The 15,313-nt window shown below is 54.1% G+C and carries 12 protein-coding genes; 5 read left to right on the top strand and 7 right to left on the bottom strand.

Annotated elements, in window-relative coordinates:
* Positions 1 to 172: 172 nt before the first annotated feature.
* Positions 173 to 1,681, top strand: a complete 1,509-nt coding sequence (locus BUE18_RS08330; protein ID WP_073474788.1) for a hypothetical protein — start codon at positions 173 to 175, stop codon at positions 1,679 to 1,681.
* A gap of 146 nt (positions 1,682 to 1,827) precedes the next feature.
* Here BUE18_RS08330 and BUE18_RS08325 read toward each other — a convergent pair whose 3' ends face one another.
* Positions 1,828 to 2,391, bottom strand: a complete 564-nt coding sequence (locus BUE18_RS08325) for a flavin reductase family protein (RefSeq protein ID WP_073474786.1) — start codon at positions 2,389 to 2,391, stop codon at positions 1,828 to 1,830.
* 249 nt (positions 2,392 to 2,640) lie between these two features.
* Between BUE18_RS08325 and prfB the strand changes: the two genes are divergently transcribed.
* The 3 genes from prfB to BUE18_RS08310 all read left to right on the top strand — a co-directional run bounded on the left by prfB (position 2,641) and on the right by BUE18_RS08310 (position 5,130).
* Positions 2,641 to 3,739 (top strand): peptide chain release factor 2 gene (prfB, locus tag BUE18_RS08320; RefSeq protein ID WP_211482792.1). Its coding sequence is split into 2 segments (ribosomal slippage): positions 2,641 to 2,709 and positions 2,711 to 3,739, totalling 1,098 coding nucleotides; the frame shifts between segments, so codons are not numbered across the junction.
* Between the two features lies 1 nt (position 3,740).
* Positions 3,741 to 4,571 (top strand): ATP-grasp domain-containing protein, encoded by an 831-nt coding sequence (locus BUE18_RS08315; protein WP_073474784.1) that lies wholly within the window; start codon positions 3,741 to 3,743, stop codon positions 4,569 to 4,571.
* 10 nt (positions 4,572 to 4,581) lie between these two features.
* Complete coding sequence (locus BUE18_RS08310) at positions 4,582 to 5,130, top strand: HD domain-containing protein (protein ID WP_073474783.1); 549 nt, start codon at positions 4,582 to 4,584, stop codon at positions 5,128 to 5,130.
* 17 nt (positions 5,131 to 5,147) lie between these two features.
* Here the strand turns inward: BUE18_RS08310 and BUE18_RS08305 are convergent, their stop codons facing one another.
* From BUE18_RS08305 to aprB, 6 genes are all read right to left on the bottom strand, one after another.
* Entirely contained in the window at positions 5,148 to 6,053 is a 906-nt protein-coding gene (locus BUE18_RS08305; RefSeq protein WP_073474781.1) for an alpha/beta fold hydrolase, read from the bottom strand.
* A gap of 201 nt (positions 6,054 to 6,254) precedes the next feature.
* Positions 6,255 to 7,496: a quinone-interacting membrane-bound oxidoreductase complex subunit QmoC gene (gene qmoC, locus BUE18_RS08300; protein ID WP_073474779.1), complete on the bottom strand. Its 1,242-nt coding sequence runs from the start codon at positions 7,494 to 7,496 to the stop codon at positions 6,255 to 6,257.
* A 17-nt stretch (positions 7,497 to 7,513) separates the two neighbouring features.
* Positions 7,514 to 9,838, bottom strand: a complete 2,325-nt coding sequence (locus BUE18_RS08295; RefSeq protein ID WP_073474777.1) for an FAD-dependent oxidoreductase — start codon at positions 9,836 to 9,838, stop codon at positions 7,514 to 7,516.
* 10 nt (positions 9,839 to 9,848) lie between these two features.
* Positions 9,849 to 11,123: a CoB--CoM heterodisulfide reductase iron-sulfur subunit A family protein gene (locus tag BUE18_RS08290; protein ID WP_073474775.1), complete on the bottom strand. Its 1,275-nt coding sequence runs from the start codon at positions 11,121 to 11,123 to the stop codon at positions 9,849 to 9,851.
* A gap of 116 nt (positions 11,124 to 11,239) precedes the next feature.
* On the bottom strand, positions 11,240 to 13,210 hold the full coding sequence (gene aprA / locus BUE18_RS08285) for an adenylyl-sulfate reductase subunit alpha (RefSeq protein ID WP_073474774.1): 1,971 nt from the start codon (positions 13,208 to 13,210) through the stop codon (positions 11,240 to 11,242).
* A 76-nt stretch (positions 13,211 to 13,286) separates the two neighbouring features.
* Positions 13,287 to 13,724: an adenylyl-sulfate reductase subunit beta gene (gene aprB, locus BUE18_RS08280; RefSeq protein WP_073474772.1), complete on the bottom strand. Its 438-nt coding sequence runs from the start codon at positions 13,722 to 13,724 to the stop codon at positions 13,287 to 13,289.
* 746 nt (positions 13,725 to 14,470) lie between these two features.
* Here aprB and BUE18_RS08275 point away from each other — a divergent pair.
* Entirely contained in the window at positions 14,471 to 15,232 is a 762-nt protein-coding gene (locus BUE18_RS08275; protein WP_073474770.1) for a YkgJ family cysteine cluster protein, read from the top strand.
* Positions 15,233 to 15,313: the final 81 nt, after the last annotated feature.

The raw sequence follows: 15,313 nt of genomic DNA, 5'->3' as shown, positions 1-15,313 counted from the left end.
TAGACGGCCTTAAAAATCTTTATGCAATTAAGGCCGATATCGTATTGCCAGCGCTATTTGGAGAGTCCCCAAAAACCGCCGGAGCGGACGCCGCCCCCGCTCCATTGCCTGCCCCCAAATTGCCGGAAACAGCATATAAGACAGGATAACAAGAATTTTTGGAGGATGAACCATGAAAAAAGCCAGGTTCCCGATGGCGTTGTTCACTTTGTGCGCAGCATTGATGTGTTTTGCCGCCCCGGCGCTTTTCGCCGCCGAGGTTTTTCATCACGCAGCCGTTATGTCGGAAAGCCGCCAGTACTCATCCGAGTACTATTACTACCCTTCCTACCACCCGTGGGCTAACGACCAGCCTCGATGGTTTATGATCGGCAGCGCCCTTACGGACGGAGACGCACCTTTTCCCGTAACTCTATCGTCCACCCGCACGGGTTCTTTGCAACTCACATATAATGGGCCCTATTACAACTTTAACCACCTTTCCTCAGACGGGCTGCTTCCCGCATATCTTGGAGGCGGCTACGATGTTCCGGGATCCACCTGGGAGGACAAGGAATATATATTTTCCGTGGGCCCCTCCACGCAAAGCACCTGGTATATTCCATCCAACTCGCTGGAGCAGTTGCCGGTTGTCACCTCCGTGGCGGCTACCGCGGGAGAAAACCCCACATTCTCCTGGAATGGCGTGACCGGCGCCGACGCCTACGATGTTGTGATTTTTCCCCCAAACCAGAACCGGGAGCCTGTATTCTCCCAGCCGCTTTTCTTCTCTCCGGCAATCCCGGACACCGGATCCGCCGATCCTTATACCTATACCTATACGGGCGATCTGTTTAAATATGGCGCCGCTTATCCCGTTGTGATCAGGGCTTTGCAGTACCATCCAGAGTCGGACACCAATGCGCGCTACACCGACCAGGTGCTTAATCGTTCGGCCCTCGTCATCAGGCATGCAGGCTATGACAAGGAAGACCTTTCCACATGGACGGTAGAGGAGGAATCAGGCGCTGATTTTGATATCGACCCCGTGGATAGCAGCCGCTATTATTTTGAGTGCACCTCCACGGACCAGGACGCTTCCGACGGCCAAATTAGAAGAGCCAAAGGCGACTCCATAGGCCTTATGGCCGACGTTACCGTGCTCACCGTCACGACCTCCGCCAACAGTGAATGGGCCGCTGTAGGTCTGCGGCTGAACGTGGCGGACACGACAAGAGGGACCTACATATCCGCCCAAATTCGCTCAGAATGGAGCGGAGGAAGCCAACGCATACATTGCCGGGTGCGCGAACGCAACGCCGCCGGCGATATGTATCGCGATATTGTGCGGGTGAACCAAACTTACGGATGGAGCTTGAACCAGGCCGTGCCCATGGGACTGGCCGTGGTCAACGATAACGTGGTGTTTATGGCGGAAGGGCGGGGCGCCTTCTCCGTTCCTTTGCCCTCGAACATTTCCTACAGGGATGACAGCATTCGCATCTTCATGAGCGTGGACCCGGGGGCGACCACCGTGAACGCCAAAGTGGACAACGTACGGATTCCCACCAAGGAAAACCCGCTCATGTTTGGAAACTTGGGCTATCTGAGCAGCCCCAAAGGGGATTTTAACTACGACGGGAAAATTGGAGTTGAAGACGCCGTCGGGGCCTTGCAGGTGGTTTCCGGGGTCTCTCCATAATTAAAATTTAATGGCGCCCTGCAGGTTATTTCCAGGATAAAATGCGCGTATTGCTATGAACGATCTCCCGCCCCCATAAGGCTTTGGGGCGGGAGAATCCGTTCAATATCGAATTTGGCAAAAGCGGACTTTTCCGTTGTTTCCGTCTACTTCCCGCCTACGGAAAAGCCCTTGCCCAAGGACTCGCCTAAGCCGCTGTAAATCTTGTGTATGGGATCGTAAACAATGGGTTTGATCCGGGAGACGTCCGGCAGGCCGTCTTCAGCTAGTACGGACCCATCCGCCTTCACATCCATGACCTTGCCCACAAACATGGTGTGCAAGCCCAGTTCCAGGCTTTCCACCAGTTCGCATTCCACAACCAACGGGATTTCCTCGGCGTACGGGGCGTCCACAAAATCGCCCTTTGCTGCGTGATAGCCTGCCTCCGCAAACTTGTCCACCTTGGCGCCGCTCACGATGCCCATGTAGTCGGCTTCCTTGACCTGCGACTGTGAGGGAACTCCCAGCGTGAAAGCCTTGCGCTCCACTATCCCTGAATAGGAATAGGTCGCTTTGCGCAGAGATACGGTCATGCACACAGGGTTGGAGCAGCAGATGCCGCCCCAGGCGGCGGTCATCAGATTGGGCTTCCCCTCTTTGTCATAGGTTCCCACCAGAAGCACGGGCGTTGCGGGGAGGTAGGTTTGCGGTCCGAATGATTTTTTCATAGCATCCTCCATTAGTTATGGTTTAGTGGGGCATTTGGAATGACGGATCTATCTTCCTTTAGTAAAGCGCCTCACCCTTTTTTGGCAAGACATATTCCGGCGGCGCTTCGCCCGGCCATTATCTCCGGCCTCCTGGCCGGAATTTCCCGCACTTTAATTCATCTTTACAAATTTTTTAGAATGCGGCATTATTAAAAGGTTTCTCTTAATGAATAATCCCGAAAACGGGCTTGTATACAGGAGGCGATCATGAGCAGCGAGTTGAAACAATTAATCAAAGATCTCCAGGAAAAATTAGTTCAATTGAAGGAGTATCTTTGACTTAGAAAGCAAAAAGCAAAGATTAGCCGAAATTGAGTCCATCATGGCCCAGGATGGGTTTTGGGACTCGCCTGATAAAAATACAGCCATATTAAAGGAACGCACAAGCATCACCGCTCTGGTGGAAGGCTGGGAGAAGCTCGAAGAAGAGTTGTCTGAAGCAGAGGTCCTTTTCGAATTGGGCGTGGAGGAGGAGGACAGCCAAACCATTGAAGAGGCCCGTCAACACCTTGTCAAAATTGAAAAAGGCATAGACAAGCTGTCCCTCAGCCGCATGCTGGACGGCGAAGACGACGCCCGCAACGCCATTGTGGCCATCAATGCAGGCGCAGGCGGCACCGACGCCCAGGACTGGGCCGAAATGCTTTTGCGCATGTATCTCCGGTGGGTGGAGCAAAAGGGCTTCTCGTACTCCATCCTTGATTATCAGCCGGGCGACGAAGCCGGAGTCAAAAGCGTCACCTTTACCGTAACCGGCGACTATGCCTACGGATACCTGAAGACCGAAGAAGGCGTCCATCGCCTTGTCCGCATCTCTCCATTCAACTCCAACGGCAAGCGCCAGACCTCCTTTGCATCCGTGGCGGTCTACCCTGAAATCGATCAGGAAATCGTGGTGGACGTGAACGAAAAGGACCTGCGGGTTGACGTGTTCCGGGCCAGCGGCGCAGGCGGCCAGCACGTAAACAAGACCAGCTCCGCCGTACGGATTCTGCACATCCCCACAGGCATTGTGGTCCAGTGCCAGCAGGAAAAGTCCCAGCACAGAAACCGCGATCTTGCCATGAAAGTCCTGAAAGCCAGGCTGTACCAGGTGGAGCAGGAACAGCAGCAAAAGCAAATGCAGGACAATTATGAGGCCAAGGAGGACATCGGCTTTGGCAACCAGATCCGGTCTTATGTCATTCATCCCTACCAAATGGTGAAAGACCACCGGATCAACATGGATGTGGGCAATGTGAACGCCGTGCTGGACGGAGATATCGACCCCTTTATCGAAGCGGTGCTCCTTTCCGGGCATAAGTAAAATGATCGTTTCGCTGCATCCGCATTTTAAAGGAGACTTCGGCCTGACCTTGCCTATCAAAAGCCTGTCTGAAGATCGGACCACAGGCATTTTGAAAAACGCTAGGGCCGTTATCCTTCCCCAAAGCGTCAATCAGGAGCAGTACGCCGTCTGCCGGCGTTTTACGGATTGTATCTTTCCCAATTATTCCAACCGATTCGGATTTGAAGGCAAGGCCGGTAATTTTCTTTTGTTGGATAAATTCGGCCTGCCCCGCCCCAAAACCCTGCCGTTCGAGTCCGTAAACGACTGGAGGAGGAGATTTCCCGATCCTGACCGCCCTCCCCTGCCTCGTCCTTTTGTCCTGAAAAACAATCAGGGCGGATGCGGATTCGGAATTTTTCTGATAACAAACCAGGATGAACTTGATCAGGCTTTGGTTTTTTTTCAAAGGCAGGGAGACGGTTTCGTTGCTCAGGAATTTGTAGACCATGGAGGAAAGGACCTGCGCGTGGTCCTGATAGGCGACATGGTTAAAACGTATTGGCGCTGCCAAAATACGCCCGGTGAGTTTAGAAACAACGTGGGCAAAGGCGCATTGATCGACCTGGAAGGCGATCCGGAACTGACCGCCAAAGGGGTGGAATGCGTCAAGGATTTCAAGGACAGAACGGGAGTCAACCTGGCGGCTGTGGACGTAATGTTCGATCAAAACAGAAAAAAGCCGCTCATTAGTGAAATAAATTTTGTTTTCGGCCGAAAGGGAGTAGGAGGCGTAACGGCCTTCCGCAATATGTTTGACGCGGCCGCCGTGCAATGGCTAAAAAGCAAGGGCCTTCGCCTTTTTCATTGAGAGACTAAAAATGGACCCCATAGAAATTATAAAAAGATATTACGATCCCGAATCAAAAGCCTACGCCATGCTGGTGAATCATTCCACCTGGGTGGCGGATAAATCTGTGGCTTTGGCCAAGAGAATCGGCCCTGGTTCCATTGATCTGGATTTCCTTCATGAAGCGGCCATGCTCCACGACATCGGCATATTCGCCACCAACGCCCCCGGCCTGGATTGCCACGGCGACCTGCATTACCTGCATCATGGCATAGAAGGCAAAAAGATCCTGGATGCAGACAACATGCCTCGCCACGGTCTGGTCTGCGAACGCCACGTAGGCGTGGGCATTCCCAAAGAGGAAGCGGCCCTGCTGAACATGGGCCTGCCGGAAAGGGATATGCTCCCCCTTAGCCAGGAAGAAAAAATCATCTGTTACGTGGACAAATTTCACTCGAAAAACGGCCATGCCGAAGGCGTAACAAAATCCGTGGACCAGGTCGCCAGGGGGCTTGCCAAATTTGGTGAAGAAAAGGTTGCGATCTTTCAACAATGGGTGAAGGAATTCGGACTGCCCTGACTTTGGCCGCGCCCGAACTAATCTTCAAAAAATCCCACGATAATCGGTGAAACCACCCCGTTCTTTTCATAATGGGGAACATGGGCCGCCTTTTCAATGGAGTGGAACTGGGTTTGAGGAATGGCCGCCATCACCTTTTCGTGGTGTTCGTAAGGCACGGTTTGATCGTTCTCTCCCCAGATCAACAGGACGGGCTTGCCTAAGCTTCCAACGGCTTTAAACGCCTCTTCCTGGTCGTTCAGGTTGAATTCCTTCAAGGTTCGTAAAATGGCGCGCTTGTATCCTTTGTACTTCATCTGCTCATCAAACTTGGCCAAAAAGGGCTCCACCTGGCTTTGGTCGTAAAAAGATTTGGCGGCGCTCTTCCGTATAGTCCTGTCTCCCATGACGCTCATTAAAAAATCTCCCAAGCCTGGAATGCGGACCAGCTTGGCCGTAAAAGGAATCTTTACGGGAAAGCCTGCAGGGGCGATCATGCCGGTCCTGCGGACCTTTTCAGGATGCCTGGCCGTAAAGATCGTGACAATGGCCCCGCCCATGGACAACCCCAGAAGATTCACAGGCTCTTGTATATCAAGGGCCTCAAGCAATTCCTCCAGTTGGGAGTCGAACAACTCTTCGTTGTATTTAACGTCCGGGCGGTCCGAATATCCGCGGCCGTACAAATCGTAAGTCAATACCCGGAATCCGGCGTCCGTCAGCGCGGGGACGGTTCTCTCCCAGATGAACATGGGAGTGGAAAAGCCGTGAACCAATACGACCGCCTCGCCGTCTTCCGGCCCGTCCAGGCTGTAATGTACCATACCCTGGGAAAGCTGGACAAACGACCCGGGCGCCGAGGAGCGCGCGGAGTTATCCAACGGCGTGGTTGAGGCGCAACCAAAACAAAAAGCCAAAACGGCGACGATCAAATAACGATGCATGGAATCCCCCTTTTTTTGATTGGCGATGGCCGGCTGTAAAGCGAACTGGTTGTGATGAATTGAATGGATTGCTCATTCTATTACGAAATCAGGAAAAAAAGGAAGGAAAAATCCAAGACTTAAAATAAAAGCCGGGGGAGGCTTTTTTCGGAGATGAAAAAAGACCTGCCCCCGACAGTGGAAACAAAGAACTGCAAATGCTTATTTTGCGTCTCTTCCGGCGTACTCGGCGTAGCACAGGGCGACAGTCCTGTATACCAGGTGAGCCAGCTTGGAGAACGGCACGTAAGCAAACAGGCACCACACAAAGATAAGGTGCACATAGTAGGTCAGGTAGGTCACGAACTCAGCGCCTGCGAGGCGGGTGACTTCCGCGCCCAGGCCGGTCACGGCCAGACCCAACACCAGACCCAAGAGGCTCCAGTCAGGATAGCTGCTCTTCAGGTGGTTTTCGCTCTTCCCCAGGCGGTTCTTGATCATGGCCAGAGAGCCGATCAGCAAAGCGATGCCGGCAAAATTGGCAAGCCACTTGATGGGGTTAAGCTGGCTGTAGGGGCCGTGCCATGCATGGTCGTACCCGGCTACCAGGGCTGATCCATAAAGGATGAGCATAAAGCAGGTTGTGACGATGAACAGGCCGATGAAGCCGAACAGCACCATCATATGGGAGGTGCCGCGGGACTTGTTCTCGGAGCATTCATTGAATTTTTCGTGACGCAAAATGGATGCGGCGACCTTAGGCAGAGCCTGGGCAATGCCCTTCCAGGAAAACTCGGTTTCCTTGACTTTGCCTTCGGCCACGGCTGCATTATGCATGTTGGTCGCAAACTTCTTGACGCCCAGAGCAAAGCACACCACGGCGAAAATGGCGGTGGGAATGAAAATCATATCCACCAGCCAGGTGTTGAAAAACGCCGAGTGGGCGATTTGTCCATGAAACAGCTCGGGAGAGAAGTTCAGGAACGTAGTCTGGGTGTAGTCAAAACGGAAGATGGCGCCCAGGATGGGGCCGATCACCGCCCAAATCATCGGCGCCACCACCCAGCCCATGATCAGGAACAGGACGGCCGGGATCAAAAGCAGCACAGGCAGCTTTTTGGGATCGTTTACGGCCTTGGCCAGCGCCGGAATGGGAGAGTTCTCTTCAATGGCCACGTTGCGGACCGCGCCCAGCACATCGCCGGGACGGGCGCCGCGGGGGCACATGACGGAGCAGTCTCCGCATTGGTGGCACAACCAGATATCCACGTTGTTCACCAAGCGGTCCTTCAGACCCCAGGAAGCAGCAATCATTTCCTTGCGAGGAAAGGGCTTGTTGTCCGGAGAAATGGGGCACGCTACGGAGCAGGTGGCGCACTGAAAGCACTTCTTCAGCGTGTCGCCGCCGCGCTCATTGAGCACTTTAATAAAACTAACATCAGGTTCCAACAGTTGTTGACCCATTGTTTTTTCCTCCTAAATCAGAATCCCTTGAACGGGTTGGGTCCAAGATCTTCGACTTCCTCACAGAACTTGTTGATGATCTCGGGGAGCTTGTCGTACTCGTCAATAGCTACCTGGACCTGGGTCACACGTTCCGGTTCCAGTGCAAGGCTGGCAAGGGCGTCGCCGATTTTCTTCATACGAATGTCGGCCAGTTCAGAGCCCTTGACAAAGTGGCACTGATAGTCGTCGCCATGCTTGCACCCGATGAGGATGGCTCCGTCCATGCCCTGAGACAATGCGTCCTTGATCCAGATCACGTTTACGGAACCCAGGCAGCGCACAGGAATGATACGAAGCTGATGGTTATAGGTCAGACCGTTCATGGCTGCGATGTCCAGAGCCGGCATTGCGTCGTTTTCGCAGACCAAAGCCAGGATGCGCAGGGGCGGTTCGTCGAAGTCGTCTTCAGACGGAACCTTGATGCACTTGACCTGGGAGCCGATGGAGTCGATGTTGTAGTCCGCAAAGCCGATGATGCGTTCGGGACAAGCGCCCATACAGGTTCCGCAACGGCGGCACCGTGTGGGATTGGGCTTGGGCGTTCCTCTTTCATCGTCGTCCAGGGCGCCAAAGGGGCATTCTTCCGTGCAGCGCTTGCACTGGGTGCAGCGTTGGAAGAAGAAGTCCGGGAAGGTCTTGTCGCCGGAACGGGGATGAACCGACACGCCGCGGTCGGTGGACTCGAGACACTGAATAGCCTTGAGTGCGGCGCCGGTGGCGTCTTCCACAGACTCGGCCATGGTGAGGCTGCGCCTCACGCCGCCGGCGGCGTAGATGCCGGTGCGCTGAGTTTCGTAGGGAAAGCAGATGAAGTTGGAGTCGCAGTAGCCGTTGAACAGGCCGATGTCGCGGAAAGCCGGGCCTTGGCGATAAGCCAGATTGACGACCGGATCGTCCTTGGTGGCGGGCACCATGCCGGTGGCCAGAACCACCAGGTCGGCCTTGACCTGGATTTTTTCGCCCAACAGGGTGTTGTCCGCTTCCACAACCAGGCCGGCGTCGCCCTTGGCGACGCTGACGACCTCGCCCTTGGTCAGGAAGATGCCGGGGGTCTGCTGAATGCTCTTGTAAAAGTTTTCAGACAGGCCGGGAGTGCGCATGTGTTGATAGAACACAAAGGCTTTTCCGTCTTCATAGTCTTCGGTGACGTACTTGGCCTGTTTCAGGGAAACAAGGCTGGTCACGGAAGAAGCGTAGGGGAAGTCGGAGTCGTCGCCCTGTCCCGGGCTTTGCACAAAGACCACGCTCTTGGCGGGCTGTCCGTCAGCCGTGACGATCTTGCCCTTGGCGGCCATTTCTTCAAACTGAGCGTTGGTGACGACGTTTTCTTCCACGCCGAAGCCCAGGTGAGCAAATTCGCCTTCAGCAGGTTTGTAAGGTCTCCAACCAGCAGCCAGAACCACGGCGCCGAATTTTTCTCCGTCGGGGTCCAGCTTCAGGATGTCGTGCCTTCCTTCGTTGTATTCCTTGTACTTGACGGCCAGAGCATCGTTGTCCAGCTCTTTTCCGTTCTCATCCACCTTCATTTCATCCGGCAGCGGATAAGGCACGTCAAAAGGAATCTTTTCGCCGGGCTTTTTCAGGGTCACAGTGAAATCGCCGGGCTGTCCGGCGATACGGGCGACCACAGTGCCGGTCTTGACCGTGATTTTGGGATTTTCCTGAACTTTGGCGATCAGGCTGCCAATGATGGGAGACTGGAGTTCCTCGTAAGGATACGCCATGGGAAGCTGCTTACGCACCTTGGCGGCCCAGCCGCCCAGAGCATCTTCCTTCTCCACGATGGTCACGTCGTAGCCGGTGGCTGCTGCATCGAGAGCCGCAGAAATGCCGGTGATGCCGCCGCCGATGACCATGATCTTCTTGTTGATGCCTTCTTCCAGCTGATAAGGCTCGGGAAGTTTGATCTTTTCAGCGTTGACCATGCCCATGCGGAGATAGTCTTCGGCCATCATCTGCAGGTTGTTAGGCTCGTCTTCGGGAATTTCTTCGTCCGTAATGAGGTCTTTATGGGACCACACAACGCCTTCGCGAAGGTTGACGCGCTGAACAATGCAGTTATCAAACTTGAAAACGTCCCAGTTAACCCTGCGGGAGCAGGCGCCGATCACGATGGTGTTGACCCCATCAGCCACGTCCTTCTTGATGAGGTCCACACCGCTCTGGCTGCATAGAAAAGGATGGGTCTTGCAATTGGAATAGCCCTCCTCTTCGGGGACTTCCTCGATCAGACCTTTAATGTCAAGGGCGTCTCCGATTCCGCATCCAGAACAGATATAGAAACCGAACTTCTTGTCCATGGATTACCTCCTACCTCTTCACCAAGGTTTGAATGGCCTTCAAAGCCATGCCAGTTGCATTCTGGTTCGAAGACACCACATCAGCCGGTTGGGCGGCGCATCCACAAGCAAACATTCCCCCAGCCGCATAATCATTGATGACGAATCCGTCATCCGTGTATTTGAGATCGGCCGGAAGTTTGTTCAGCGCAGCAGAAGGCTGCATACCGGTTGCCAGAACCGCCATATTCACGGTTTGGGAGACCTTTTCCCCGGTGACGGCGTTTTCTGCGGTCACGGTGATATCGCCTGAGGCATCGGCGGAAACTTCCGCTACTTTGCCCTTGATGAAAAATACGTTTTCGTCTTCCTTGACCTTCTTGTAGAACTTCTCATACCTGTCGCCCGGTGCACGGAGATCGATATAGAAAATGTAGATCTTTGCGTCCGGATACTGCTCCCTGATGTAGCAGGCGTGCTTCAGGGAAGCCATGCAGCAGATGTAGGAGCAGTAGGGCAGGTGGTTCTCGTCTCTGGAGCCGGCGCATTGGACGAAGGCCACGCTTTCAGGCGCGGTGTTGTCCGAAGGCCGAACAATCTGACCCTTTGTAGGTCCGTTCGGGGCGGCCAGGCGCTCCAGCATCATGTTTGTGATTATGTTGTCGTACTGTCCAAAACCGAGGTTGTCGATCTTGGTAGCATCGTAGGGTTCCCAACCCGTCGCCCACACTATGGCGCCCACTTTAAGGTTAATGGTTCTGGGCTCCATTTCGAGGTCAACGGCGTCATATTTACAAGCTTCCAAACAACGTTTGGCATCCTCGGTTCCAATGATCTTGGGTGAGATCACGTAGCGTGCAGGCATGGCCATTTCGTGAGGCAGGAAAGCCCCCTTGGTTTTATCCATGCCGAAGTTGAAATCGTTATCCACTTCGATCTGGCACGCTTTTTCGCACTCGCCGCAGCAAGTGCAGTTTTCGTTGACATACCGGGGATTCAGCTTTATTTCCACGTCATAGTCGCCAGGACCGCCCGAGACCTTGACCACTTCGGCCAGGGTGAAGGTTTTGATGCCGGGGTTGTCCTTGATACGGCGAAAGTTGATCTCGAGTCCGCATGTGGGAGGACATAGCTTGGGAAAATACTGATTCAGCTGAGATACTCTCCCGCCGAGATACGGGTTCTTTTCAACCAAAAAGACCTCGTACCCCACTTCGGCGGCTTCGAGGGTCGTGGTCAGTCCGCTGATACCCCCTCCCACCACTAAAATGCTTCCGCTGGCACGAGCCGCAGTGTCTGTTGTCATGCTATCCCTCCGTGCACAAAAAACATATGCGCTAAAATTCTGGGGTATACTTAATAAAAACCTCCAGGCGTCGCAAAGAACGCCTGGAGGTGAGTGTCAATCAAACAGCATGGGTACTAGCTGATGATCTTGATGTAGTCTTCTTTCTTGCATTCCCAGGTGCCGGCCTTGGGGTCGTACTTGGAATTGACGAAGCAGAACCAGTTTTCGTCGTCCTGGCCCGGGTAGTCGGCTTGATAGTAGAAGCCGGGGTAGCGGGTTTCTTTACGGAACTGGATGTGACGCAGGTGAGCTTCCACGGTCCAGATGCGGTGGTAGATTTCCCAAGCGCGCATCAGTTCGTGCAGGTCGCCGGCGGCCAGTTTTTCGCAGTCTTCGCGCATGGTCTCGAGGAGATCCATCACCACTTCCAAAGCCTTGGAGGAGGTTTGGTAGAAGGTGGCGGTTCCAGCGCCGTACTCATGGGTGGCTTTCATGAGACGCAGAGCCATTCCGGAAGGTTTGATGTAGTTGGGGTTGATGTCCACGGCGGTGGTGTAGCCGGAGAATTCATAGAAAACCTTGACGGGTTTCCACACCAGATCGACCAGTTCTTCGGTGGACTTGTTCAGGGTGGGTTTGAAATCCGGGTTGTTCTTCACAAAGCGCGCCATGGACTTGGCGGCGATGCGGCCTTCCGCATGGGAGCCGGAGGAGAACTTGTGACCGGAGCAGCCCACGCCGTCGCCAGCGGTGAACAGACCGTTAACGGTGGTCATACGGTTGTAGACAACGCCGTTGTAGTCCCATTTGTAGGAAGCGGGGACCCAGTCTTCTGCAGGACCGGAGCACCACAGGCCGCAGCAGCCGGAGTGAGAGCCCAACAGGTAAGGTTCGGTGGGCATGATTTCGGAGTTTTTCTTCTCAGGCTCGGTGTTGGTGGCGCACCACAGGTTGGCCTGTCCGCAGGTCATGTCCAGGAAGTCTTCCCAAGCTTCGGATTCGAGGTGCTTGAGTTCTTTCTTGTCCATGGTTTCGCCCAGAGCTGCCAGAGCGGTGACGGTGTCCATGATGATGGGGCCGCGGCCTTCTTTCATCTCGAACAGCATCAGGTGGTTACGCAGACAGGTCGGCGTGATGGCGGCCGTTCCGTAAGGCGCGTATTTTTCCAATTCAGCCTTGGCTGCATCGGATCCGGCGTAGGGTTCGCCCAAGCCGTTGAGGGTCTTGGCTTTGAACAGCAGGAACCAAGCGCCGACAGGGCCGTAACCGTCTTTGAAGCGAGCCGGGGTGAAACGGTTTTCCATCATGGAGAGTTCGGCGCCCACCTTCATGCACATGGTGTAAGTGGAGCCGGCGTTCCATACGGGGTACCAGGCGCGGCCTTTACCTTCACCAACGGACCGGGGCTGGTAGATGTTGACGGCGCCGCCGCAAGCCACCATCATGGTGTTGCACTTGATGATGTAGATCTTGTTTTCGCGGACGGAGAAGCCCACTGCGCCGGCAATGCGGTTTTCTTCGTTAGCATCGAGAACGAGTTCCACGATGAACACGCGCTCGAGGATGTTTTCTTCGCCCAGAGCGAGCTTGGCGGCTTCAGCAACGACTCTCTTGTAAGATTCGCCGTTGATCATGATCTGCCATTTACCGGTGCGGACCGGCTGAGCGCCGCTCTTCAGGGTGCCCATCTTCTGGCCTTTTTTACCGTCCAGGTTCTTTCCGTCTTCGGTTTTCTTCCATACGGGAAGTCCCCATTCTTCGAACAGATGGACGGAATCGTCCACGTGACGGCCAAGGTCAAAGATCAAGTCTTCGCGGACCAGACCCATCAGGTCGTTACGAACCATGCGGACGTAATCTTCCTTGGAGTTGGTTCCAACGTAGGTATTGATGGCGGAGAGGCCCTGCGCAACAGCGCCGGAGCGTTCCATAGCAGCTTTATCGCAAAGCAGGATGCTTTTGTCGGCAGCCCATTTTTTGATTTCAAAAGCGGTTCCGCAAGCAGCCATGCCGCCGCCCACGATCAGAATGTCAACTTCCCGCTCTTCTACTTCAGGATTCAGTTCCGCCTTGAGTTCTCCCAGAGGTTTGTTCGGTAATGCCATATTGTTCCTCCTTAAAAAAGGGTCGAATATTCGATGTTACTTTAAAGTTCAGATTCACTGCATCCCAAAGTCCGAACTAGGCCAGTTCGGTGGGGCCAGCCAGTTCCATGCCGTCGGCTTCTTCGGTGGACAGCAGTTCGGAATCAATGTCCTTGCCCTGCAGATCCAGATAAGCATTGGCGGATCCTTCAGCAGTGGTCCGGATGGGGAACTTAAAGCGTTTGACGGTTCCGTTACGGAACTTACAGGTCCACATAACGTCTTCGGTGCCCATCATGGGCATAATGGAGCTTCCCAGAGGCACAAAGTCGGAGTAACCGCGCACTTCGATAGCCTGGGTCGGGCAGATCTTGACACAGGAAAAGCATTCCCAGCACTGATCGGGCTCTTGGTTGTAGGCTTTCATGGCATTGGGATCCAAGACCATCAGGTCATTGGGGCAGATGTACATGCATGCGGTCTTTTCGCCACCTTTGCAGCCGTCACATTTTTCTTGAATTACGAAACTCGGCATAAACTATACCTCCTAAAGTTCACGTTGTCAGCAGATACACTCAACTAATTGCCAAGGCAGGGCCAAGCGTTGTCAGCTCTCCTAAAACCCCGCCGTTAAATCCTAAGTTTTAGTCAGCACCTCCCTTCCTTCATTCTTCCTATATGCGTATTCTTGAATTGTATGCGGGTAGCAGCGCCGGCTCTTTATGTCCGCGCTTTTTTCGTCTCCCTCGCCGCTCAAGTTTTTCGGCTCTATCCGGCCAATTTACTTTAAGATTCGGCTTGTACTTCTTGGGTCGCAATTGGATCCGTTTCCTGTCCAGAAGGTATCCATTGCTTTTTTTTAAATAATTCAAATTGGTTAAGAAACCCATCGAGCTTCTCCCAAAAAACAAACATACCGGTTTAAGCACCTGCATTTTAATTTGTCAAGAAAAGTTTGTGAGGGCTTGTGAAAATATTCTTCAATGCTTGTGAAAAATTTCTTCACCCCCTCCATCAAGTTTGTGAAAAAATGCGCAAATGCCTCCCGCGCACGCCGCACTTGCTTTTCCAACGCCCCGCCGCACCCAAAGGCCGGAACAGGCTCAGCCGTTTTATCAGCCGCGCCTGCTCCCGGCCGACCAGGGCGTGGGCCCCGGGCTGTCCGCCCAGTCGCCTGCTATAGTTTAAGCATTGACTTTCCCGACGGCATATTGGAATCTGGACCTCTCCGGCCGCTTGCGGACGGAGGCATTTTATTTCAATACCTTAAAGGAGCCGATCATGCCCCAACCGGATGCCACGCCTTTAGCCCCTCTGGGACCGGAAGACGTCTTTGTGTTTGCCTGCCGCCCGGAGGTTCCCTGCTTCAACCAGTGCTGCAGGGACCTTAACCAGTTTTTGACGCCCTACGACATCATGAGGCTGAAAAACCACTTCGGCCTCCACTCCTCGGATTTCCTGGAGCAATATACAACAGGCCACACGGGCCCCCAGACCGGGCTGCCCGTCGTCACCCTCAAAGTAAGCGGGGCGAACAACTTCATCTGTCCCTTTGTATCCCCCCAGGGATGCACCGTGTACGAGGACCGGCCGGGATCGTGCCGGACCTACCCTTTGGTGCGCCTTGCTTCCAGAGACAGAAATACAGGCCTGAAGACCGAACGCTATTTTGTATTACAAGAATCCCATTGCCAGGGATTTGCAAGCGGTAAGGAATGGACCGCCGGTGATTGGGTCCGCAACCAGGGCCTTGAGCCGTTCAACCGGTTCAACGATCTTTTCATGGAGCTGATCGGGCTTAAAGCCGCCGCCGGACCCGGTCCCTTGGACCTTAAAGGCCAGCAGGTTTTTCGTCTGGCATGTTACGACCTGGACCGGTTCAGAGAGCGCTTGGAGCAAGGGACCTTGGCTTCGTGCGAAGACATTGGGGATGAGATAATCAGCAAGGTCCAGGCGGATGAGACGCAGTTGCTGCACCTGGCCGTCCATTGGGCGGCGCACGCGCTTTTCAACGCGCCTTTGGAACTCGATTTCGAAGGGTAACACCCTGATTTTTAATAAGGCAAGCAAATGCGGGTCGCAACAAAGTTCCCGCAAGATATGGGGGGAGTAGGATTCCAGCCC

The sequence above is a fragment of the Desulfatibacillum alkenivorans DSM 16219 genome (assembly GCF_900142135.1).
Classification (GTDB): Bacteria; Desulfobacterota; Desulfobacteria; order Desulfobacterales; family Desulfatibacillaceae; genus Desulfatibacillum; species Desulfatibacillum alkenivorans.
Note: the sequence above shows the minus strand (reverse complement) of the source record. Positions and strands in the feature narration are given on the sequence as shown.